The 22,947-nt window shown below is 40.3% G+C and carries 19 protein-coding genes; 10 read left to right on the forward strand and 9 right to left on the reverse strand.

Annotated features, from left to right (window positions below):
• Nucleotides 1–353: 353 nt before the first annotated feature.
• Nucleotides 354–1,151, forward strand: a complete 798-nt coding sequence (locus tag G3352_RS05540; protein ID WP_163754803.1) for a HEPN domain-containing protein — start codon at nucleotides 354–356, stop codon at nucleotides 1,149–1,151.
• Nucleotides 1,152–1,534: 383 nt separating this feature from the next.
• On the opposite strand, the gene G3352_RS05545 is transcribed toward G3352_RS05540, so the two are convergent.
• The 3 genes from G3352_RS05545 to G3352_RS05555 all read right to left on the reverse strand — a co-directional run bounded on the left by G3352_RS05545 (nucleotide 1,535) and on the right by G3352_RS05555 (nucleotide 6,930).
• Nucleotides 1,535–3,217 carry a type 2 periplasmic-binding domain-containing protein gene (locus G3352_RS05545; protein ID WP_163754805.1) on the reverse strand — a complete coding sequence of 561 codons (1,683 nt, stop codon included), beginning with the start codon at nucleotides 3,215–3,217 and terminating at the stop codon, nucleotides 1,535–1,537.
• Nucleotides 3,218–3,321: 104 nt separating this feature from the next.
• Nucleotides 3,322–4,932: a response regulator transcription factor gene (locus tag G3352_RS05550; RefSeq protein ID WP_163754806.1), complete on the reverse strand. Its 1,611-nt coding sequence runs from the start codon at nucleotides 4,930–4,932 to the stop codon at nucleotides 3,322–3,324.
• A gap of 222 nt (nucleotides 4,933–5,154) precedes the next feature.
• Nucleotides 5,155–6,930, reverse strand: a complete 1,776-nt coding sequence (locus G3352_RS05555) for a sensor histidine kinase (RefSeq protein ID WP_163754808.1) — start codon at nucleotides 6,928–6,930, stop codon at nucleotides 5,155–5,157.
• A gap of 275 nt (nucleotides 6,931–7,205) precedes the next feature.
• Here G3352_RS05555 and G3352_RS05560 point away from each other — a divergent pair, with 275 nt between their 5' ends.
• Both G3352_RS05560 and G3352_RS05565 read left to right on the forward strand, forming a co-directional pair.
• Nucleotides 7,206–8,063, forward strand: coding sequence for an ABC transporter permease (locus tag G3352_RS05560; RefSeq protein WP_371129260.1), 858 nt, complete (start codon nucleotides 7,206–7,208; stop codon nucleotides 8,061–8,063).
• 16 nt (nucleotides 8,064–8,079) lie between these two features.
• Nucleotides 8,080–8,952, forward strand: a complete 873-nt coding sequence (locus G3352_RS05565) for a carbohydrate ABC transporter permease (RefSeq protein ID WP_163754810.1) — start codon at nucleotides 8,080–8,082, stop codon at nucleotides 8,950–8,952.
• Between the two features lie 258 nt (nucleotides 8,953–9,210).
• On the opposite strand, the gene G3352_RS05570 is transcribed toward G3352_RS05565, so the two are convergent.
• Nucleotides 9,211–9,615: a VOC family protein gene (locus G3352_RS05570; protein WP_053780275.1), complete on the reverse strand. Its 405-nt coding sequence runs from the start codon at nucleotides 9,613–9,615 to the stop codon at nucleotides 9,211–9,213.
• Nucleotides 9,616–10,155: 540 nt separating this feature from the next.
• Nucleotides 10,156–10,743, reverse strand: coding sequence for an NAD(P)H oxidoreductase (locus tag G3352_RS05575; protein ID WP_163754812.1), 588 nt, complete (start codon nucleotides 10,741–10,743; stop codon nucleotides 10,156–10,158).
• Between the two features lie 316 nt (nucleotides 10,744–11,059).
• Between G3352_RS05575 and G3352_RS05580 the strand changes: the two genes are divergently transcribed.
• From G3352_RS05580 to G3352_RS05600, 5 genes are all read left to right on the forward strand, one after another.
• Entirely contained in the window at nucleotides 11,060–11,374 is a 315-nt protein-coding gene (locus G3352_RS05580; protein WP_205524732.1) for a winged helix-turn-helix transcriptional regulator, read from the forward strand.
• A gap of 1,502 nt (nucleotides 11,375–12,876) precedes the next feature.
• Entirely contained in the window at nucleotides 12,877–13,242 is a 366-nt protein-coding gene (locus G3352_RS05585) for a hypothetical protein (protein WP_163754816.1), read from the forward strand.
• Nucleotides 13,243–13,256: 14 nt separating this feature from the next.
• On the forward strand, nucleotides 13,257–13,436 hold the full coding sequence (locus G3352_RS05590; protein WP_163754818.1) for a hypothetical protein: 180 nt from the start codon (nucleotides 13,257–13,259) through the stop codon (nucleotides 13,434–13,436).
• Nucleotides 13,437–15,479: 2,043 nt separating this feature from the next.
• Nucleotides 15,480–15,788, forward strand: coding sequence for a hypothetical protein (locus G3352_RS05595; protein ID WP_163754820.1), 309 nt, complete (start codon nucleotides 15,480–15,482; stop codon nucleotides 15,786–15,788).
• A gap of 118 nt (nucleotides 15,789–15,906) precedes the next feature.
• Nucleotides 15,907–18,114 carry a glycoside hydrolase domain-containing protein gene (locus tag G3352_RS05600; RefSeq protein WP_163754822.1) on the forward strand — a complete coding sequence of 736 codons (2,208 nt, stop codon included), beginning with the start codon at nucleotides 15,907–15,909 and terminating at the stop codon, nucleotides 18,112–18,114.
• Nucleotides 18,115–18,227: 113 nt separating this feature from the next.
• Here G3352_RS05600 and G3352_RS05605 read toward each other — a convergent pair whose 3' ends face one another.
• The 4 genes from G3352_RS05605 to G3352_RS05620 all read right to left on the reverse strand — a co-directional run bounded on the left by G3352_RS05605 (nucleotide 18,228) and on the right by G3352_RS05620 (nucleotide 20,835).
• Nucleotides 18,228–18,734 carry a YcxB family protein gene (locus G3352_RS05605; protein ID WP_163754824.1) on the reverse strand — a complete coding sequence of 169 codons (507 nt, stop codon included), beginning with the start codon at nucleotides 18,732–18,734 and terminating at the stop codon, nucleotides 18,228–18,230.
• Between the two features lie 108 nt (nucleotides 18,735–18,842).
• Nucleotides 18,843–19,139 carry a hypothetical protein gene (locus G3352_RS05610; RefSeq protein ID WP_163754827.1) on the reverse strand — a complete coding sequence of 99 codons (297 nt, stop codon included), beginning with the start codon at nucleotides 19,137–19,139 and terminating at the stop codon, nucleotides 18,843–18,845.
• Nucleotides 19,140–20,031: 892 nt separating this feature from the next.
• On the reverse strand, nucleotides 20,032–20,319 hold the full coding sequence (locus G3352_RS05615) for a hypothetical protein (RefSeq protein WP_163754829.1): 288 nt from the start codon (nucleotides 20,317–20,319) through the stop codon (nucleotides 20,032–20,034).
• Between the two features lie 210 nt (nucleotides 20,320–20,529).
• A complete protein-coding gene (locus G3352_RS05620) occupies nucleotides 20,530–20,835 on the reverse strand; it encodes a hypothetical protein (RefSeq protein ID WP_163754830.1) in 306 nt (101 codons plus the stop codon).
• A gap of 561 nt (nucleotides 20,836–21,396) precedes the next feature.
• Between G3352_RS05620 and G3352_RS05625 the strand changes: the two genes are divergently transcribed.
• Nucleotides 21,397–21,960 carry a hypothetical protein gene (locus G3352_RS05625; RefSeq protein ID WP_163754832.1) on the forward strand — a complete coding sequence of 188 codons (564 nt, stop codon included), beginning with the start codon at nucleotides 21,397–21,399 and terminating at the stop codon, nucleotides 21,958–21,960.
• A gap of 365 nt (nucleotides 21,961–22,325) precedes the next feature.
• A complete protein-coding gene (locus tag G3352_RS05630; protein WP_163754834.1) occupies nucleotides 22,326–22,874 on the forward strand; it encodes a hypothetical protein in 549 nt (182 codons plus the stop codon).
• Nucleotides 22,875–22,947 lie beyond the last annotated feature (73 nt).

A 22,947-nucleotide genomic window follows, 5' to 3' on the forward strand; every position in this document is an offset into this window, starting at 1 on the left:
ATCCTATGGTTTATTATAATGACATTTATTAAAATGGCTAACTTTATCTATAATTTAGTTGAATTATGGATAATGAGTTTTGTGGAAATAATAGTGATTGTTTTTTAGTAGATGCGACTTCACATAACTATGAAGAAAAAAGTTAGAAGAAAAGGAAAAATAAAAAACTTAACTCAACATTCGCAGCTCAAACCTTTAACCAAACCTTGATAGCTGGTTAAGCCAGAGATCCATTCTTGCATTTGACAAATCAGTCCAAACTAAGTGCTATCTGTAGCTAGTAGAATTCCTCATACAAGAAAGTTATGTGAAAGTACGTGATAGATAAATAGATACACGAAGGAGATGTAGAAATGACAGATTTTACAAAAGTCAAAGTTGGTTATGCTCTTGCTTTACTAGCAGCATTATTTTCGTTAAATCCATTATTAGAGAAAATGGGGGGGAATGGGTTTGAGCTATTTGGTATAAAACTAGAGATTGATGTTTTCTATTACCTAATTATTTGTCTTCTCGGACTAGCTGTATACATTTATTCTATTGGATTTATTACTGAGAAGCCTTTAAGTTATTTTGAAAAGATAGGAAACGCAATCTATGCTAGTTCAGTTATGGTACCTTTATTATACTTTATATTATGGTTGCTATCTTTAATTGGTTCATTTTTTGAAATGATTCTTAAAACTAACTATTCAGAGCTTGTATTCTCCATATTATCTGCAATTATTACTTCAATTGTAACCGGAATATCATTTTATTTAGTTAACAAACGTATGAATATAAAAGATCGTAATTCTATATCAGAACAATACGAGAGGAAAGAAATAAATTTAATAAAAGACGCAGAGACTTTGTATAATTTAGGAATGTACAGTGCAACTGTAATGCATGCATTTTCTAGTCTTGAATACCTGGTCAGAAAATTAATCGCAGAAAAAGGAATGCAAAAAGATAATAATGTAAAGCTATTTGATTATGCAATAGATAAAGGTCTTATACCTATTGATCTTCAGACCGATATTAATACAATAAGAGCAATAAGGAATCGTGCTGCACACCCAACAACAGATGGTGAAATAAATCAAGCAGAGGCAAAATCTGTTATGAATATTACGAAAAAAGTAATGAATTCCATACATAATGTATTGTGATTTTCGGAATGGCTTTATTGAATATCATTGCATTCATGCATGTTGCTTTATTATTTTTACTCGCTTTTACAAGAAGCATGCGCTCCTTTTGGGAACGGATCAGTAAATGATACTTACGTGGTAGTAGTTAGAGCTAATTTGAATTTAGTCGATATAAGATAGTGTAATTTTAGAGTCTATCTACTATAAATATTTCTGAAGTTTAGCAAAATTGATTCAAATAGTTATACACATCCGTTCAAAGGTTGAAATAACAGGTAACTTATTGTTTTGAAAGAGAATTCTGCGATAGAACGTTAAAGCTGGATAATTAACGAAAACAAGCCGAAGCGATAGAATTACACGCTTCGGCTTGTTTTTAATTGTTTCTTTTAACCCAATTCTTACTTCCCACTTACCGATTTAAACCAATCATTCACTTCTTGCGTGATCTGATCTCCACCATTGGATTTCCAATTGGCGACGAATTGGTCAAAAGCATCAACCGGCAGTTGGCCGTAGATGATTTTGTTGAAGGTTTCCATCTCGGACTGGCGGAGCAGGTTCCATTTGGATACCATGGTTGGTGTGGCTGCGCCAGTGAAATAGTTTTGTTTACGGATGTCGATCTGGGACATAACGACTTTACCTGCATACCAGTTTTCCGGTTTACGGAATTCGGCCATTTGTTTCTCGTAAGGTGTTTCAGGCTTCTCGCCGTTGGCCAGCTTCACGAGTGTTTTCATGTACAGATCCGGTATACGTGCTGGGCCAGTCAGGAACGGGAATTCGTTGGAGAAGTCTTTGATCTTCTCTTTGTCACTGGTCGGTTGTCCGTCTACCATATCCCAGTCGTAACCTTTGGCGAAGCCGTATTCATACTCACTGCCCGCAGCCGGGTTAGCCAGGTTATCGAGCAGGTAGTTGTAGTACAGGAAGATGGCTTCTGGATGCTTCGCATCCTTGTTAATCATGATACTTGCGTTGACACCAGAGTTCTGCCACTTCGTACCGATCTTGCCGTCTGGGCCAGCCGGAACAGGGTAAGCTTTATATTTTGAGCCAGGTACGTTCTTCAGCAGGTCAGGTGCAGGCCAATCGGGTACCCAGTTTGCGCCAGGCAGAATGCCCGCTTTGCCAGCCGTCCAGCTCTCAGCGGATTTACCTTCGTCCCACAGGGCGGAGTCGGTATGGATATAACCTTTGTTCATCCATTCAGCCAGCTTGGCAAGGGCTTGTTTCGCACCCGGGTTAACGGAGCCGTACTCCAGATTGCCGTTTGCGTCTTTGTTCCATTGCTCCTCGATTGTGCCGTATGCACCGAACAACCAGTCGAGCTGCCCCATCCAGGTGTTGGTGTTATTTTTCAGCGAGATCGCCAGCGGGAATACTTTGTCTGGAGACAGACCGTCCGGGTTCTCGTTCTTGAATTTGTCCATGATGTTCTCAAGGTCTGCAATAGTTTTTGGAGCTTCCAGGTTCAGCTTCTCCATCCAGTCCTCGCGGAGCCAGAGCAGCGTATCGTCATTATCGGTGTACTCCATGATCGGCATGTTGTATTTCTTGCCGTCCTTGGTGAACGGATACCACAGTTCAGGATGTGCTGCTGCGTGATCTTTCAGGGTCTGACTCGCGTACTTGTCGAACAACTCATCAATGGCTATGAATTGACCGGAGTCGATCAACTGATTGGTCAATACGGCATTGGTCGGTACGGATACGAAATCAGGCAGCTTCTCGCCAGAGGCGATAGCCAGTTGCAGCTTTTGTCTGTATTGATCGTCATTGGCCGGATACCAGGTATCTTTATGCTTCATACCCAGCGTTTCCAGCATCCAGCGATCGTGTACGTTATTTTCTTTGGTATCCCCTTGAACATATTTCTTCGGCATCAATACCGAACTGAATTCGATGGGTGGGTCGTATTTTCCTTTGGCAAAAGCAGCTTCTGCTTCAGCTGAACCGACGGTCGCCGGTGTATCATCTTTGGTACCATTGTCACTGGCTGTATCGCCACTGCCGCACGCAGTGATCGTGATAAGCGCGATAACCATGAGCAGTGACCACCATGTTTTGAATTTGATCATTGTTCAATCCCCCTACGATGTATGATCTTTACAAGTGTAACTGTACCAATTTGGGCGGGAGGGCATCTATATGAGTTTGTTAGTTTCGATAGGACTCTATTATGTTATTTATGTTGGTCTCGGTACTCTTGTGGCGTGACGCCAAACTGGCGCTTGAACACTTTGATAAAATAAGCCGGGTCCATATAGCCAATCTCCATGCTAATTTCATATACTTTTTTGGTGGTCGTGACCAGCTTGTGACAGGCCCGATCCATGCGCAGGCGAGAGATATAATCACTGATGCCTTCACCGGTTTCGATCTTATAAATTTTGGACAAATGGGTCGGATGCAGATTAACATGGTCGGCCAGTACACGCAAAGAAACATCCAGATGCAGGTTTTTATCCGTAAAATCCTGAATCTTCTTCACATACTCGGATCGGATATCTTTGATCTCGTTGGACGTACCTTCCTTGAGTTTGCTAAGTACACTAAGCGACCATTTGCGCAGTTTACTGATGGTGGTAAAAGCTTCTCCGCTCTGTAACCACTCGATATCGTCACCCATTAAATTAGCCAAAGTCAGCCTGTTTCGGTGTGCGAGATTCGTGAACGAAGCCGTAATTAAAAAACCAGCCTCCATACAATGCTCCCATGATTCCGACCATTTTTCATCCAGCTCCGTACAGACGGCTAGTATTTTTTCTTCTGCCGCATCCCATTGACCACTCTCTAACAGATGAATGAAAGTGGGTGGGGTATACAGGACATCCAGCGGGCCTTGTGCCGACAGAGTCTCCACGTCGCTGACCCGCATGACGAACTCACGCTCGTCACCGACAATTTGCCGGAAATAAGCGGAGGCCTGCCGAAAACGATCATATAGCTGATCGGGAAACGCGAACCATTCGGTGATGACGATGGAAAGGGACCCCTTCAGAAACTGCTTAACTTTGGACTGAAGCTGTACCGAAAGCTTCTCCAGTATGGTTTCTTTGCCAATGTCGGTGTTGTTCATTTTCAGTTGAAGCAGAAACACCAGATATCCATGCTCCTCCTTGACGCCCCACACTTCCATAAACTCTCCCATAATCTCTTCCGCCATATTGATGACCGCATATTCAAGCAAGGTTTGGTCGTTGTTGTCATATTGCCCGAATTCTTCTTCCATACGTACGAGCATTAACGCGCAATCCCCGGCGTAGAAGGGTAGATCGTAATTCGCAAGTTTCCGTGCCCATTCGCTGGAGGCAATTCGATGTCCCTGCAAAGCCTCAAGCAGCAGTCGACCCCGCAAATGCGGTAGGTTCTCTCGAAGGGTAAACTGGGTTCGTTTCAGTGAACTTACGAGTTCCCATTCGGTATTTAATTGATCGATGGCTTTTTGAACGGCTCCCATCAATTCATCGTCTGTTGGCGGTTTCAGCAAGTAATCAACGGCCTCGAACTGGATGGCTTTTTTGGCGTAATCGAATTCGGAATGTCCTGATAAAAGAATACATTTTATTTTTTTGTCACGGACTCTGATCCGTTCGATCAGTTCAATGCCTGTCATTTCGGGCATCTGAATATCCGAGATCACAATATCTATAGGGTGGGTATCGATCAGTTGAAGTGCTTCGTGCGCCGAGTATGCTTTGTGCACCTGTTCGATCCCCAGCGTATGCCAGGGTTTGGTCATGGATAGGTTATCTACCCAGTGTGCTTCATCGTCTACAATGATCATTTGCATGGATGTTTGTCTCCCTTGGTGGTTGGTATAAAAGTAGAATCTCTGTATTACACGTGGCCACTCCGCGGTCAGAACCATCTTTCGATCGCTGTTATCCCCAGATTTTTTTGAATCCCTTATATAAAGGGGAAATCCGGGGATAAAGGCGAGCGCTTCGCTTCTCCAGATTTGTTCTGCCCACTCCGTTTATCGTGTAATGTAGTTCAACTTATATTAGTATCGTTATTCCTCTTTGGGAATCTCCCAGATCATCTCGGTTCGGAATCCGCCGAGAGGGGAGGGGCCGAATAGAAGGTAGGACTGATTGCCGAATAGGTGCATGATTCGCTGATTTGTGTTCCATAGGCCACAGCCCATTTCCTCCTGCAGCGGCTGCTGCATTTTAAGATTCAACGCCTCCAACTGATCCGGGCTCAAGCCGGGTCCGTCGTCATCGATGTAAATTTTGCAGAACCCGTTTGAGCTCTCGCCCGTAATTCGAATTTCGCCGGATGAATACGACTTCGCCACGCCATGAATGACTGAATTCTCTACAATGGGTTGCAGCATTAATCGTGGTACGGACTGGGCAAGCATATCTTCAGGAATATCGATATGATATTCAATTCGTCCATTGCGCAGCTTCTGGATATCCAAATAGTTGATGAGCAGATTAATCTCTTCTTTCAGGGAAGACGTCTCCCGTTCCACTCGTGTGGTATAGCGATAGTAGGCACTTAGGTTATGCGCCATAGAGACGACGGCTTGCTCGTCCTTCATCTGGGCCATGTTGATGATATAGCCAAGACAGTTATATAGAAAATGAGGGTTGATCTGCGCCTGTAGCTGTTTCAGCGTAGCTTCCTTGGCCCTGATTTTTTCCTGGAACACGTTCTCGATCAGGTCTTGAATCTGATGTGACATATCATTGAATCGATGGAACAAAAATGAGAATTCATTCTGATCCTTGCTATGCAGACGGACGGAATAATCTCCGCGCTGCACGCGGCGTAAGCCCTCGATCAGCTTTTTGATCGGATATTGAATGTTTCTATATAACAGAATCGAAGCGGAAATGCCCACCACAAACAGTAGAATCATAAAGAGATAGAATAAGTTCCGACTGAGCGAGATCGGCTGTAGAATCTGATAGAGTGGTACCACATCGACCAAATGCCAATCCAGATAGGAGGACTTCACCGAGCTCACCAAATACTTTTTCCCGTTCAGCTTGACGACATCCTGTGTGGTATCCTCGGTCGAGTGTTCATCCAGATAACGAATGAGTTCTTCGGACAGCTGCTTGTCTGCACTACGGTTCAGAATGGGCGAATTTCCTTTGTGATAGAAAAAAGGATCACCTTGCCCACCTTCCTTATACGTATCCAGCATGTTCTGAATGTTCTCATAACTGAAGCTGGCTTCAATCACCAGATTGCTTCCCGTCAATGTTCCCGGCTGGGCCAAGGAATCCGTAAAGAACCAGTAAAAAGATTTCATGTCCTCTTGAGATTCGGTACCATCACCGTATGTCCATTGTCCGCTCATATTTCTTTTCAGGTAATCCTCATCATACCCGGATGTTCTATTATAGTTGGCGATGACATCTTGATTCTGCTGTGAATGCACAGCATATCGGGTAGGCCATATATCGGTAACCCCGGCTTGCAGCATCAGCTTTTCCTGAATGACATATCGGGTCTGCATCTTGTCATATCGATCATTCCATATGTTCAAGCCATTAAATGCTCTGACATTGGGATCTCTTGAGAGAATAAGACTGAAATCCATCATCTGATTGATTCGGGAATCGATCTGACTGGACAGAAACGTGAGCTGCTTCGTATTAGAGACCTGTAGCTCTTTGCTTACAACATCATAAGTGACGTTGTTTGAGTAGGTATACATGATAATAATGGGGATGAACAGAACCACAATTAAACAGTTTATTTTGGCAAACAGACTAAACCGGGATCTGGACGTTCTTCCCAATGATATAAAGCGCTTCCATGTATTCATAAAAAGTCTCCTTCAAATTCGTGTGTAAACAACCTCTTCAGATGATGTTCCTAACAAAACACTATCAAGCCTAACAATGTTATATAGTCAGACCTGAGAAATGCCTGATACTATTTATAGCAGAGATCCCCATTACACACAAAAACTTTTTTTGGGAACAGGAGCGCGCTATGGAGGCTAATATGGAAGCTAACCGGGTACCTCAGGCGGACATTGGGAGCAAGCCGAACAGAAAAACAAAAAAACGCTACAAACAACCATGGATTCTGCACTTGATGGTGTTGCCGGCGGCCATTATGGTCTTTATTTTTTCATACATTCCGATGTCCGGGATTTTGATGGCATTTCAAGACTATAAACCTGCACTGGGTTTTTTCGATTCCGAATGGGTCGGACTGAAGCACTTCAGATACATGTGGGAAAATGATTATTTCCTGCAAATTACATGGAATACGCTGTTTTTTGCCTGTTCCAAGATCATTATGAACCTAATTATTCCGTTTGTCTTTGCCTTATTGCTCAACGAGGTACGGAAGATGGCGTTGAAAAGAACGATTCAGACGCTCGTGTATCTTCCTCACTTTCTATCCTGGGTTACGTTGTCAGGCATTCTGATCGACATTCTGGCGCAGACGGGTATTGTCAATCAGTTTCTGGTTTCGGTATTCGGTATCAAGCCGATCTTCTTCCTTGGGGATGGTAGCTGGTTCCGATTCACGATTATCGCGAGTGATGTCTGGAAAGAGTTTGGCTTCAATACGATTATCTTCCTCGCGGCACTGTCCGGCATTAATCCGGCGCTGTATGAAGCAGCTGAAGTGGATGGGGCGGGACGCTGGAAGCAAACGATGTATATTACCATCCCGGCACTTATTCCCATTGGGATCGTAATCGCAACCCTGGCACTGGGTAATGTGCTTAACGCCAACTTTGACCAGATCTTTAACTTATATAGTCCATTGATTTACCAGCAAGGAGATATTATCGATACGTTTGTGTACAGAGAAGGTCTGCTCAGTGGGCAGTTCAGTTTCGCTACCGCCGTGAATCTGTTCAAATCGGTTATCAGCCTGATCCTGATTGTGATCTCGTACCGACTGGCTTACCGATTCGCCGGATATCGAATTTTCTAGAAAGGATGACGAACTCATGTATCATAAAACGATGCCTTACCGCATATTCAGCATAATCAACAATGTGTTACTGACCATCCTTTCACTGCTCTGCTTGCTGCCATTGTATCACTTGCTCATGGTATCGCTTAGCTCAACTGCACCTGCCAATGCTGGACTCGTTACGTTCTGGCCGATTGGTTTTACACTGGAGGCATATGCCAAGACGTTTGCTAATACAAATTTCCTTTCATCCCTGTGGGTGTCCGTAGAGCGGACGGTACTTGGAACAGGGCTTGCTTTAATCGTCAATACGATTGCAGCCTATGCGCTCTCCAAGGAGACGCGGGTGTTCCGCGCACGTAACATCTATCTGTGGTATTTTGTCATCACGATGCTGTTCAGCGGTGGTCTCATTCCGGGGTATATCCTGATTCTGAAGCTGGGACTGATGAACACATTGCTGGCCTTGATCCTGCCAGGATTGGTTGCGGTGTTCAACATTATCCTGCTGCTGAATTTCTTCCGTACCGTTCCCAAGGATCTGGAGGAAGCTGCATTTATTGATGGGGCAGGGCACTTGCAGACATTTATCAAAATCTATCTGCCCGTCTCCGTACCCGTTATTGCAACGGTTTCGCTCTTCATGATGGTTGGACATTGGAACGCGTACTTTGACGGGATCATCTACATCCGTGATGCGGAAAAGCTGCCACTCGCGACATTCATGCAGACGATTATCGTGCAGGCCGACATGTCGAAGCTTGATCCGGCAGCTGTTGCGAATCTGTCCCAACGGACCATTCGGGCTTCACAGATCTTTATCAGCGCGCTGCCGATCCTGCTTGTGTATCCGTTCCTGCAACGTTATTTTGTAACAGGGATTGTGGTTGGAGCTGTGAAGGAGTAGTTGAATGTAGGGGTTAGAATAGGGTTGTAAAATGGAGTCACTGAACTGGGGAAGGCCAGGAAGGTGGCTTCTTTTTTTGATAAAAGAATAAATGTGTGTTTTTACCTATCCCTTCAAAATAGTGGAATAAGAAACCTTTAAAACTCCATGCTCATATCCTTCAATTAACGAGCGCTTTTCTCTTATTCAAGAAAAGCGCTCGTTAATTGAAGACTTGATTTAAAGATAACTTTATGCCTCACTCACTTTAAATGTCCGTCAACGCCTACCGCTGAACCGTTTGATCGCTTCCTCGGTCACCGGTTCGAAGAGGTTAACGAGGTTGCCGTCGGGATCACGGAACAACACAGAACGATTCCCCCACGGCATCGTGGTTGGTTCCTGTACCCAATCAGCGACAAACGGCTTCAAGCGTGCGTATTCGGCTTCGACATCGTCGACTCGGAACTCGATGATGACAGTATGATTGTTGGCTGCCACTACGGAACCAGCGCCGAATAGTTGCGCTGTCTGAGAGTGGCCGATTGCCAGGGTGCATGATGGCACAACGAGTTCGGCAAAAACGGGTGCGGGGCGCTCAGCAGTAACACCCATAACTTTCTCATAGAACTCGACGAGACGATCCACGTCGTCGGTAATGATGCGTACAGAAGCGAAATTCACTAAATATCATCCTTCCTATAATAAATAATACGATATATCATTTTGGACCAGAACCAGCGAAGCTTCCGTAAGGGGCAGAGTAGCTGTAGTAAATAGCCAAGCATCAAACAGCCCATTAGAAGGCCTAATTTGCGGGTTGGCCGATGTTCGCTAGTTCTACCTCGCGTTGGTCTAAAGACCATCCTTCCACGCCTAGTTGCGGCTCAATTGATCCATAGAGTGTCCCCAGCGGATGCAAGACATACTTCTCATTTATCTCGCTCCTTTGCGTTACTTTTCTTCAATTATAAAAAAACGCTACTGACAACGGTATGTCAGTAGCGTTTTAATATCTTTTTGGCTTCCTCACGAATCCAATTTCGGTACGGATTATGGCTACGGACAAGAAAGGGTACTGCATGTTCTATCATCGCCAGAGGTAAACGTGATTTATTTTCGCAAAGAGGCATGAAGATATAGAATTTAAAACGGATCATCAGACTTTATATCAGGAAATTCAGGGGATCGGTGCCGAAATATCATTGTAGTACCATGATACCGTTACAGCGTCGAAGTATCTTTGGCATAATTCAGTCCCAAGAGATGCGCCTGGTTCAGCAATGTCTCATAATGCTCAGGCTTGGCATCCAGCGTTTCATATAAAAATTCAACGCTCGACTGGGGCACGCCGCAGTAATTGGCAATACCCACATTGAGCAGATTCGTGATTGATTCATCATAGTTTCGCTTTTGCATCTGTTCTTCCGTCACGCCAGCGAGAGCAATCCACAACATCTGCTGATGATGAAGCTTGTTCGAGCCGTAGGCAAACCCGTTGTTCATGACACGATCCACATACCCTTTCAGCATGGCTGGCAGATGCCACCACCAGAGAGGAAACACAAAAGCGACAGCATCGTGCTTCTTCAATCGCGCAATCTCCGCTTCTATCTCAGGTGAGAATACCTGATGTTCTTCGGTAAAGTCAGGTTCATCTATGCCTTGGAGGACAGGGTCGAAGCCAATGCCATGCAAATCCAATATCTCAAAATCATGACCCGCTTCGGCAAGGCCCTGCACGAAACGATTGGTAACCTGAAAGGTCAGGGAATCTTTTCTCGAATGCGACACAACGACTAATACATTCATCTTATCTTTCACTACCTTTCTGCATTGCAGTCTTGTAGCCATGAATCGCCGGCTGATGCTATTATAAACAGGTATGAAAACATCTGGAAGTACGCACTTTGATGTACTATAGGAAGAATGAAGTGCCATAGGAACATCAAAGTACCCTGAATCACTACCTCGAAATGGAGTTCAAATAACGAAACAAAGAGAAGTAAGAGGGTTATGATTTTACCTCAGCCTCAGCTTGATGAAGGAGGGATAAAAGTTGACGGAACATGGAAAAACGAGCACTCCAAAGAAATATAAAGTCGGTGTGGAGGCGGCCTTGGAAGTGATGGGCGGGAAGTGGAAGCCTTTGATTATATATCATTTGATGACAGGGCGGAAACGTACATCGGAGCTGCGTCGGTTGATACCGGACATCACGCAGAAAGTGCTGACAACGCAGCTCAGAGGTTTGGAAAAGGACGAGATCGTGCAGCGAAAGGTGTATTCGGAGGTTCCTCCAAAAGTGGAATATGAGTTAACGAGTTACGGTTGGGGACTCAAACCTGCTTTGGACTTTTTGTGCTATTGGGGAGAGGAACACCTTGAAAAGGTTCACGGGGATAAGTTCAAGGTATTGGAGCTGCTATACTTTTGCGAATGAAGGGTTTTCATTAAAATGAGAACTGTATTCAGCATGTTTGTTCTGTTCACAGACCTATCGGCAGAGCTGATTTATGTGTTCCTTAAATCCGGCTAATTCCTTTCAAAGCTAGTCCGTTTTCTAGGAAGTTTTCAAGAATAATATTGAAGGAGAAGACAATAGTTATAACGTTTCGTATGATACATCAATTTATTAATTAACAGAAAACGTACGCGTTGAATTACTAAAAGAAAATTTAAACTTAAAGAAATTATGATCCTTGGGGGTTTATTCTATAAAGGGAGGCAAGCTGTTCAGGAGATTGGAAGTATTATTTCTGTTATTAGTGGATCAATTCAAAAAAGAGAAAGGGATAAAAAAAATCGCCGAAAAATTCAATTGGTTTTAACTATTAATGGGATAAATTTCATGAATAGACTAGTACCAATTTATCAAAAACTTGTAGATACTATTTTTAAATCTTTCCAAACACAAGACGCTGTAATACTCATCCAGCTGTTGAAAAAAATCAGTAATTAAACTTAGTGATAAGGAATTCTATCTGATGGTACGTATGCAACAATTGGTTATATACAAACATCCATTTGATAAAATGGCATTCAACCAAGGAAACGCCTTCCTAACTGGGCGTTTCCTTGGTTGAATGCGACATTAACTAATTTGTATCTCAGAAATAAAGTGTGTAAGTATGTTTACTTGTTCGGGGCTTATGCTTTGGTAAGTATAATCATTTCCGATAAGATCGTATGAAAATACATGACAGACTGTGTAAGATTCAGCTTCATTGTGCTCAATGATATAAACACCATAATTTAGGTTTGTTGTTTTATGTTTCCTGCAAATGAATTCCGAAGTAGGGCTAGATTCTATTAGTTGTTTGATGTGTCTGTTTAAATTTGTAGGTAAGAGGAGTGTCTGTGAATCAAAGTTATTTGCTGGAAATTTGTCTTTGTTATTTAGCATTTATTATCATTCCCCCTTGAATTCAGTCCGTAACTAGTTTCATTTCCTTTGTCTTCTATTATACCAAACAAATGTTCTCTTTTTAAGTGAAATACCCACTAAATTTCGTATGATTTTGGAAGAAGATAGGAGGCGATTATACTGCGATTGAAAGTGTTTTCGGCGAAAAAAAGACGATTCTAGGCAGAATTTTGTGACTGCCTCCTTTCATGTGAAAAAATAGAGCGAAAAGATGTGATTAGAAAAGGTACGGCAACCCCTTCGATAACTTTTAGGTTGCAAAAAATAAGTGATGTCATAATTTCGACTGCCGATTCTTCAGGGATATTATAAGATGAAACGTTATGCTACAATATATAATGTCAACCTGTTTTTATGCAATATTGGTTATTATTTTATGTATATTTGTCTAAAATGACATAACTGAGGTAATCAAATGAGATCCATTATAATAAAAAAATAATAAATAATGGCCTCTGATATATTGTGAGACGTAACGAATCGCATTATAATAACTAAAGGTGAATAGGAGGGTAAACATGAAATATAACATTAATTTGTTTGGTTATAATGTAGACTCTGAATTAAAAGTTGAGAATGGAGTATTACGTGTTGAGATTCCAGATGAGAACCAGAATTCATTGAGGCAATATCTACTGCGTGTTCTTCCTAAGTACGGAAGAGAAGTTTCTGAAAATACGACTTTAGAGGAATTAGTACAATTAAGTATAGATGCAGAACGGACCTTAGATGGGCACATGGTAGAACCAAAATTGAAATTACCTTATGAATTTCAACCTGAAATAAAAGAAAAACTTATTGAAGCGGCTGCTCTGCAAGAATTATCAGCAACACAGCTATTGATCCGCATCATAGAAAAGAAATACCAAGAAATTGTAGGATAGGAGGCAAGTGAAATATGGCTTATGGTAATAAAGTAAAGTTTCACTATGATGTTCCTGCGTATATCAAAAAACAACTTGCAGAGGCTGCGAAACAAGTGAAGATGACTGCTACGGAATTGCTATCTAGAACTATCGAAGAAGAGTACGATCGTATAATGCGTGAAAAAGGGAAAGATCACCTCAAACAATCTTAAGTTTTGTTATAATACTACCGAATAATTTAATTTGATATGAGGGAAGGCACTGGGATGAACAGTCCTTCCCTATTTTATCATAGTGATACATATGACATATTTTGTATACTGCTCCAAACTGTTTTTTCTATCAAATATATAAAGGTATTGGGGTATTCTTCATTGATTTCACAAAAAAATAAGGGGAATAAACTCCCGTCAATCATTTCTAAGATATGATGTAAACATCTTGAAATAATACATTCTCTAAGGGTTTAAGTTGATTACAACGTTTTCTGGACTGGTTAGCAGTTTGATTTAGCCCCTTTGTTGTGTATATCAATATATCTACAGTGAAATAAAGAATATATTCCTTAGTAGTATATTTTTTCGTGAAATGTTAGCAGAATCTTTCAATACTCGGCCTTACAATATTGAAATATCTTACATCATTAACCAAAATACAAATTATTTTTGGATAATTATACTAAATTGGAGTGTTAGATATTCTATGTTAGCTCTGCTTGCATTGTAATACAAAGTAATGTATTGAGAAAATTTCAAATATGAGCCGATTCCCATGAAGAGGATCGGCTCTATTAATACTTGCCTGACAGGTCGAAAAAATAACTCTTGGGCCACAGTAAAAGCCCCGTTCTTGCTTCTAATGAGTCCAAGGTTCAACTACTCCCCGGTGGATTCTACCATCGATTGATTCGTTTAGATTCCATGAACTGTAATGTCTGGAATAAGTGCAGTGCTAGTGGGGCTAGTTCAGGCTTATATTATTCGCTTCTCAATCCATTAATGTGTATAGTTCAAGTTGCAGTTTGCATACTACGATCAATTCTTCAACTTACTATATTGTTTTTGCTTATGGCTATGGGTATACCAAAGCAAGTAGTCCTGTTGAAATCTCGGGATCTGGTGTAGAAATTCGTGTTTATGGTTATTGCAATCGTACTACAGGTATTGTAACTAGGTTTAACAAGAAGTATTATGCTTCTGAGCTATACAAAAATGCTCCGATAAGTATACAGTTAACAACTTATAAAAGACATTGTTACTTTTTGATGAAGTAAAAGGCTAGTATTATTAAACAAATAGTTCTTTCTTCAGTCTTAGGTAGCGACCTTTCTCTGTAACTTTCGGGTGAAGGTCGCTCATTTTGATTCAGCTTGATTAGATTCTTTCAAATGCTAATTGTTAGTTGCTAATTGGAGACTTTTCGTTCGAAGAAATCTTTATTAAATTGTCTCAACAATTGCTTAAATAGCATGAGGGTTGTTATTTGAGTGAGCTTTGATTCTTTTATAGACCAAAATTTTTTATAAAATTTAACATTCCAAATGAGAGTATAGGTTAGCTAAATTGAGAGGATTGTTAACTAGTTGGGTCATTATTAGAACAAACAAAAGGAGGATTATAAAGATCGGTTATCACATTCCTAAAAACCGAGATTACAAAGGAATATTAATAGTTTATGACGACACTGGCAAATTGGTTTTTGAACCAAAAGAGGCGTTGGGCGCGGATCGAATAATCCAAGAAATAAGAATGAATCATACGAATTGGATGCTTCAAAATACAGACATTTTCGACAGGCGTAGCTAAAACTAAAGTATATGACAAAGGAAGTTCGTTATCGTCATTTGGACCCCATAAACGGATAAGGCTGTATGAAGCAGTCAGCGTTAACTTTCTGACAGCCGAAAAAAATAGACGTCGGGAGATTATGATGCATGGTGGAGATTCTTCAACCAATTCGTCATTGAGGTGGTATCCTCTTAGACCAACGCATTGCTGCATTCGTTTGTGCAATATGATCAGGGAGATTTGATAGATGTATTGGTCAAAGACGGAAGTACAGGTAAGATAACCGTTCTGCCTCATGAGAATAAAAATAATTTAATAAAATATATTGCGTAACGATACGTTATATTATATAATAAATTCAGGTCATAAATATATTAAATTGAACAAGTAAAGGGGATTTACTTGCTTCGGTTTAAATCCCCGATATTTATGCCACAAATATTGAACTCATTATTGGAGGAATTTATTATGGCATATGTAAATACGGACACAACTTATTATGGATCTAATGCAAAAGAAGTCAGAGCGACTGCAAATGGTGTACCATTTGATCCTCAAAAATTCGAATCGGCCACTGTAGCACTGGTTCACGATTCTTTGAACCGTACGATTGTTCTTAATCGCGTCGTGGAACTAAAAGGAAAAACGACATTCGTAAATCCGCTTCCTATCCTTTCGTCAGATCCTCGTGGTACCTATTATGTATTGGTTATCTGGTACGATAAAAATGGTAACGAATTGACACGAGCAAAATCTAACTTTATTTATTTGACTTAATAATATCGACATCAGTAAGGGTTAGAATCACTTTGGCCTTACTTATTCACCTAATAAATATAAGGAATATGTCATGAATTTAGCAGAATAAAAATTAAAGCGAAAGAAGGTCATTTGAATGGATGCAAGAGTACTACAGACACAAATTTGGCTCAATAATACCTATGGTAACCGAGTAGGGTACAAACCAGTTGTTGAAGATGGATTAACAGGTTGGAATACAATTTACTCCTTGATCCGAGCATTGCAGTTAGAACTAGGAATCCCAGGAGCTGAAACTTCAGATAGCTTTGGACCTAAAACGGAAAGTCTGTTCAAACCTTTGAGCAAACAAACTACAGGTGCACCGGCTAATAACTTCAATTTTATTCTGCAGGGAGCCTTGTTTTGCAAAGGTTATAACCCAGGTGGATTCACAGGAGGCTTTTTTGATGGTACAGAGAGAGTTGTAAAGGAACTTCAAAGTGATGTTGGTCTAGCAGTCCAGGATGGCGTAGTCACGGCAGCTCTAATGAAAGCTCTCCTTAACATGAGTTCTTATAAACTGGCTTCTCTGCGGGGCGGTAGCGCTTCGATTCGTAAAGCACAACAAAATTTGAATCGTGATTATAATCGATATTTTGGTTTAATGCCCACAGATGGTATCTATTCTAGAGACACCAACAAAGCGCTAATCTATGGCTTGCAAGCAGAGGAAGGACTCGCTGTAGGTGTGGCTAATGGTAATTTTGGTCCGAGTACCATTAGTCTGTGTCCGACGTTAAGTGAAAGCAATAGCCCACGAGGGTTTGTGCGTATTTTGCAGTACGCCTTGGTTTGTAACGGATCTGAGTATGATACAGGTGAATTTGACGGAGTCTATGACTCGGCTGTAACCAACGCCGTAAAGAAGTTTCAAAGTTTTATGATGCTGCCAGTGACTGGGGTAGCAAACATGTCAACAATTAAACAGTTAATGACTAGCAATGGGGACACTAATCGAAGTGCTACAGCATGCGATGCTTCTACTATCCTGACAACTGCACACGTAAATACACTAGTCAGCAATGGTTATACAGTGATAGGACGTTATTTAACTGGTAATGTATCTACTGGTAACGGTGGAGTACGTTCTAAAGCGATGACTCCAGAAGAACTACAAATAATCTTCAATGGAGGCATGCGAGTTTTCCCGATTTATCAAGATGGAGGACACCGAGCTACTCATTTTGTTACAGGTCAAGGTAAGGTAGACGCACATAAGGCCCATTTGGCAGCAAGGAACTTGGGATTTAGTTCAGGCACTACCATTTACTTTGCTGTAGATTATGATGCGTATGATTATGAAGTAACAGAAAAGCTGATTCCGTACTTCCGTGAAATTAGAGAGGTGTTTGATGCACTCGCAGACTTGAGTAAATTGCCACGATATAAAGTGGGTATTTATGGCGCGCGTAATACGTGCATTAGAACAGCGAATGATCTTAAAGCAAAAACTGATTACAGTTTTGTCTCTGATATGTCTACTGGATTTAGTGGTAACTTAGGTTTTCCTATGCCGGATAACTGGGCATTCGATCAATTTTTTGAGACTTCAATAGGTTCAGGCGCAGGGCAACTTGCTATTGATAAACTAGCATACTCTGGTAGAGATACAGGCGTCTCTTCTGTAACGCCGCCTGCTGACTTGAAAAGAGAAGCTCTCTTCACTGCATGGGTGGATATGATTACATCATTCCCACTCTTAAAGGATACACCTGCCTTGTACTCCACCAATTTTACATTTAACACGACACAACGAATTTTCTCATCTTTTATGGTAGATATTGATGTGACAACCCAGACAGAGTATGAGTTTACAGGAAACGATATGCACAAAATCAATATCGTGAATGGTCAATTAGGGGTTTCCGCTGAGAGTATTTTAGGGGATACCACAACAAAATTATCTGTCGATGAAGTGAAAGATTTCAAAAACTTTTTAAACAATGTGTCGTTGTCAGTAGAGAATGGTATTATCGCAATTAAAGCAACACCGCAAGGTAATAAACTGATTATGGAAATTAAAGTGTATAAGAGTGAAATTCCGCTCACTGACGGCACAAAGACAAAACTCGAAGTGACGGTTGTCTATACGTTTAAACATGTTCCAACCGAAACAGAGCCAAATTACAATGCACTGACATACCTTGTAGGTGGAGTTGGGGTTGCAGCTGCTATTATCGCAGCGGTTATTTTTGCACCTAGTATTGGGGTAGGGGGAGCAGTGTATGGAACAGCATCGGCGATCATTGCGTTCTTTACATTCCTATTCTCAGGAGATGGAGATGGAGATGGAGGGGCATAACGAGTTTAACTGAGGTAAACTAGAAGAAGTAAAGAAGTGGACATCCTCATCTGGATAGGGGGTCCACTTCTTTTTTAATACGTTCTAAAACTTTAATGTATCGCACTTAACATTTATGCCTGTAGTTTAGGCAAGAGGAAAGTGTCATAGTAGTGTTGAAACTCCTGACTTAATTGTTCACAAGAAATCGCCCTTTTAGGGATAATAATGCCTTGGATGTCGGTCATATATAAAAAGTAATGCTCTGTATCTTCCCTAACAATGGAGATGTCATCCCATTTTAAAAAGGAAGTATTTTTTCCGGTGCTCCGAGAAATTCCTTCATCACTAAGAATCATTACATTATTGCCGAGTATCATACTTAGATTTTGTTTTTTTAAGTTCCTTTTCAACGAAAAAATGGTCAATTTGATGTACGCAAAGGGAAAAGTAATAACAAATAATATAATGATAGCTAAACTTATAAGGGAAAAAGAGGCCCGTAGAACTGTGAAGAAAATAAGAAAAGAAAAAATTATAGTCATAATCAATTTAATTTTTTTATGTTCTTTGGATTTTCGGACAACATCCTCTTGCATATCAGCCAGATCTTTAAGCTCTAGATTAAATTTTAGTTCCATTCTAGCCCTCCAATAAATCATACCTGTCACATATTAAATTATTTCAGTTAGTAGTCTTGAAAAAGTGAAAAGGCAACAACTTGCTGTTGCCACGCGTGCTATATGCAATTACTTCACAAGATTCAGATTTGTCCAAGGAAGCTGTTCTGCGTTGGTACCGTCTGGTAAGTAAACGTCTGAACGTGGAAGAGATGCTGGTTCTTTATTATTTTCCAAAGAATGATAGTCATTAAGTAGGCTTTTCCATGGCATATGGTCAAGTTTAGTGCCATCGGAAGTATAGACACCTGTTCGAATTGTACTTTGAGTTTGCTTCTCATCAACATTGCTCGTTGGAGTAGACATAAATATACTACCAAAAAGTAGGAAACTAGTGGTTCCCAATATAATCAAACTCTTATTCAATGATTTTCTCTCCTTCTTTCAAAAAATTATTTCTTATTTCTATTCTTTAAATTATATCACATTATTTACTAAAACAAGTTTACAATGTTGTTCCAACCTTTTTGGTTCTTATAAAAAATTATACATGTGAAAAGGTCAATCTCACCATAGTTATGGACAGCCATTTCTGGAAGAGAAAAAACTCCCTAAGCTGTGTTGTGTATGTTTATAGATCAGAAGCTCTGTTAAGAAGCTATCAGCCGTCCTCAAATAGCGTAATTGGGGTAAGTAACTGCAAAGAAGACCCCAACCAAAAAAATGAGCTGCCAAAATCTATAATATGACTATTCGCTGGAATTAAAGTCACCAGATGTACTTCTCAACATGTCCATCTTGCGGTTAGCATAATAAACCAAACGATCGAATCTATCGATGCACCTGAAGGGTGAGATCCTGTCGGTACAATCACTAGCATACGTTGACCTAGGATAGTGGGAACAATCTTTCAGCCTAGGATCCTACAGTATGCACAGTGTTAGGGATGGCTCAGCCTTTGTCTAAACAAGTAACGGACTGGGGAAGCAATAACAAGCTAAGAATCCGACAGCTTTAGTAAAAGCTAGCTCTTCCAGCTTTAAACGTCATATCCTAATTAGTGACTCGTCATACAATATAATTATACAAACGTTATTCTTACATTAGAACTCGGTCTGTTCCTGAGGTGTAGCCTAACACCTTTGTCTTTTTTATGTATTAGAATCAAAAATGGGAATAACATTTATATGGCAAAGAAGGAGAACATGACAGTTCTTCACTGTCTATGTTCCCCTGTTTACTGATTGTGATTAAGTTTTTGGAAGGAAGATACACGTTTCTTGTAGGATTAAGGATTGGAATATAAACATTGGATATTTTAAGCTATGGTACCTGAGCCGATATAGTATTCAGTACCATTAATGGTTCCCCATGCTTCAACAGTAGTTCGGTTTCCGTCATCATTGTGCCAAGAAGTACTACTATCATCCAAAAAATAAGCATGGTTTTCGGTAGAATAGTAAGACCAATTTCGAACTGATCGCACTACGCCGCGATAAGTAATCTGTGTTCTAAAACTGCTGTAATCCTTGGTCGGGTACTGTAGACCATCAATATGAATACCAATTCCACCATGTCGTTCAAAAATGCCGCTAACTGTTGCCATAAAAATCAATCCTCTCATAAATAGATAGTTTTAATAAAGAATAGAAGAAGTACTCAGGATACGTTAAGAGCAGTATCAATAATTTTAAAACGTTACATTGCGTATTGTTGCGCAATATAATATGTCTGATTATTCAGTACTGGAAGTAGGAAGGAACATTTTCTCCTAGATTGTGAATGTTAAGCATTGCAATAAAATGAATACTATTTATTAAAATATGTTACCTGATCCGATGTAGAATTCAGTACCATTAATGTTTCCCCATGCTTCAACAGTGACTGGGTTCCCGTCATCATTGTGCCAAGCAGTGCTACTATCATCCAAAAAATAGGCGTGGTTTCCAGAAGAATAGTAAGACCAGTTTCGAACAGATCGGACAACTCCACGATAAGTAATCTGTGTTTTAAAACTGCTGTAATCCCTTGTCGGGTACTGTAGACCATCAATATGAATACCAATTCCACCATGTCGTTCAAAAATGCCGCTAACTGTTGCCATAAAAATCAATCCTCTCATAAATAGTTTTAGTAAAGAAAAGGAGAAGCTCTCACAATCCTTTTAGAAAAAGTATCACTTCCTGATTTATACAATATCATATTGCGTTACGTTACGCAATACTAATTCTAAATTATTTAACTCTATATTTTGTTGGATAGAAAGATATCAGGGCAAACTCTTGAACTGGGTAGACCAAGTACAAGCGGTGTAGTAAAGAAATGAGATATAATTGAAAATAGAAATACGATAGGATCTGGAGATAAGTAATGGAAAGTTAACCTCCAATTGAATCAACTTGACTAACAGAATCCCACGTGATGATTTCCTAATTTTGGCCGGTACCATATTGCATCATGTTAAAACACTATGAGATACATTCTGTAATATGAGAATAATAGATGAATAGATTATTTTTCAAAAAAAGTATTGCGTAACGTAACGATATATTATATTGTAGATGTAAGATATCTAGTTTGCTTTTAACTCCATTGATGCCAGATACATCTATGAAGTTAAATATCTGAGCAAACAATATCTCCTAAAAATCTATCAACCTATTTATATAAGGAGTGAAAGTCAATGGCGCTACATTACATTGCAGTAAATAAATCAGGAGTTGCAGTACCTGTTTATACAGACCAGAATAATAAGGGCTCACGTGTCGGTACAATCTATAATCGAGAGGTATATTGTGTGACAGGTTATACAGAGGGAGGAGATACTCCCATCATGTTCCGTAACTCGAGTGGTAATATCGTATACGGAATCTTTAACCTCGGTCTTTTAGGAATTTCAGAAAGCGCAGAGTCGCCGATTGATGAATACGCATATCATAATAATGCTTCGTTGTATATTCCTGGACAGGGGAATTTCGCTGCAGTAGAATACAAGACAAGACGGTCTCTACGAGCCCTAAATCAATCAGGAAGTTTCTGGACAAACATCCCCTCTGGTTCTTCAATCTTTGCTAAGAAATCTTACGGAGCACAGAATGGCGAAATTAATGAACAGTACCTTCAGTTTAATGCTTACAGAGATCCAAATGGTAATTTGATCTACGCACCTTCAAACATTGGTTTTATTGATATTGGCATCAGTGGTGGGTCCACACCAACATCGATCGGACTATATGGTACTTGGTAGGTGTTATTAGTTAGTACCTAGCATTGATGACTCAGTAAGAGCTATAATTACAGCTCTTACTGAGTTTATTATCGTTTAAGAGACCTTGTGTTTTACAGTACGTCGAATAAATGTGTCGCTGAAGAAACGTGTGGTTCTTCATAGGCAATATCGATCATATATTTTTTTGCCGATATAAACAGGAAAAACTGTAAAAAAAACCTGGAATAGCGTACAATAAAGAACGACAGTATCATGTTGAGCTGTTCATTTTACGTTATCCATGCACCATGCAGCTAAGGACAACAGTGATATTATAGGGCGATGCGAACAAGTTAAATGCGGAAATACAAGAGAAATCATTACTTCATAAGGATGGAGAACGAATGAACAAAAAATGGATTGTTGTTATTGTTTTAGTTCTGATTGTTGGAGCGGGTACTATTGGATATGTAACAACAACAAAGAATAGCTCAATGGTCGAAACAGAGGGGCCTCAATCTCCTTCTGAAGAAACAAATAATTCTATGGACTATCAATTTATAGGAGATCTTCCCGAGACTCTTTCTTATAAACGTCTGTTAGCAGCTGTAGATGAATGGTATGTTGCTCCACATGGCCCAATTAAACCAGATGATGCTGGTAAGGTTGCAGAAATTGAATTCCCTGAAACCCAGCCTCAATCCTTAACCGAGTTATTGGCTGAGATGGCAGCAATGTATCGAGGGGAGACACCGTTTACTCAGGCTCGCATCGTTTCTTTTGAGTATTTTTCGAGTATTGAACCGATTTCGATTGAGATTGAAGAATATGGACCATTGCCAATTCCAAACATAAGCGACGCAGATAACCAGGATATCCGTGTAGTCGATATAGAAAATGCATATAAGAACTTCAAAGCATATGTTAATAACGTTAAGGTTACTACATCATGAAACTAAAAAAGGTAACGACTTAATAAAGCACAGTTCTAAAAAAATATAGCTTGTTAAAAAAGGTGATTCCTGT

The organism is Paenibacillus sp. ALJ109b (genome assembly GCF_010747435.1).
Classification (GTDB): Bacteria; Bacillota; Bacilli; order Paenibacillales; family Paenibacillaceae; genus Paenibacillus; species Paenibacillus taichungensis.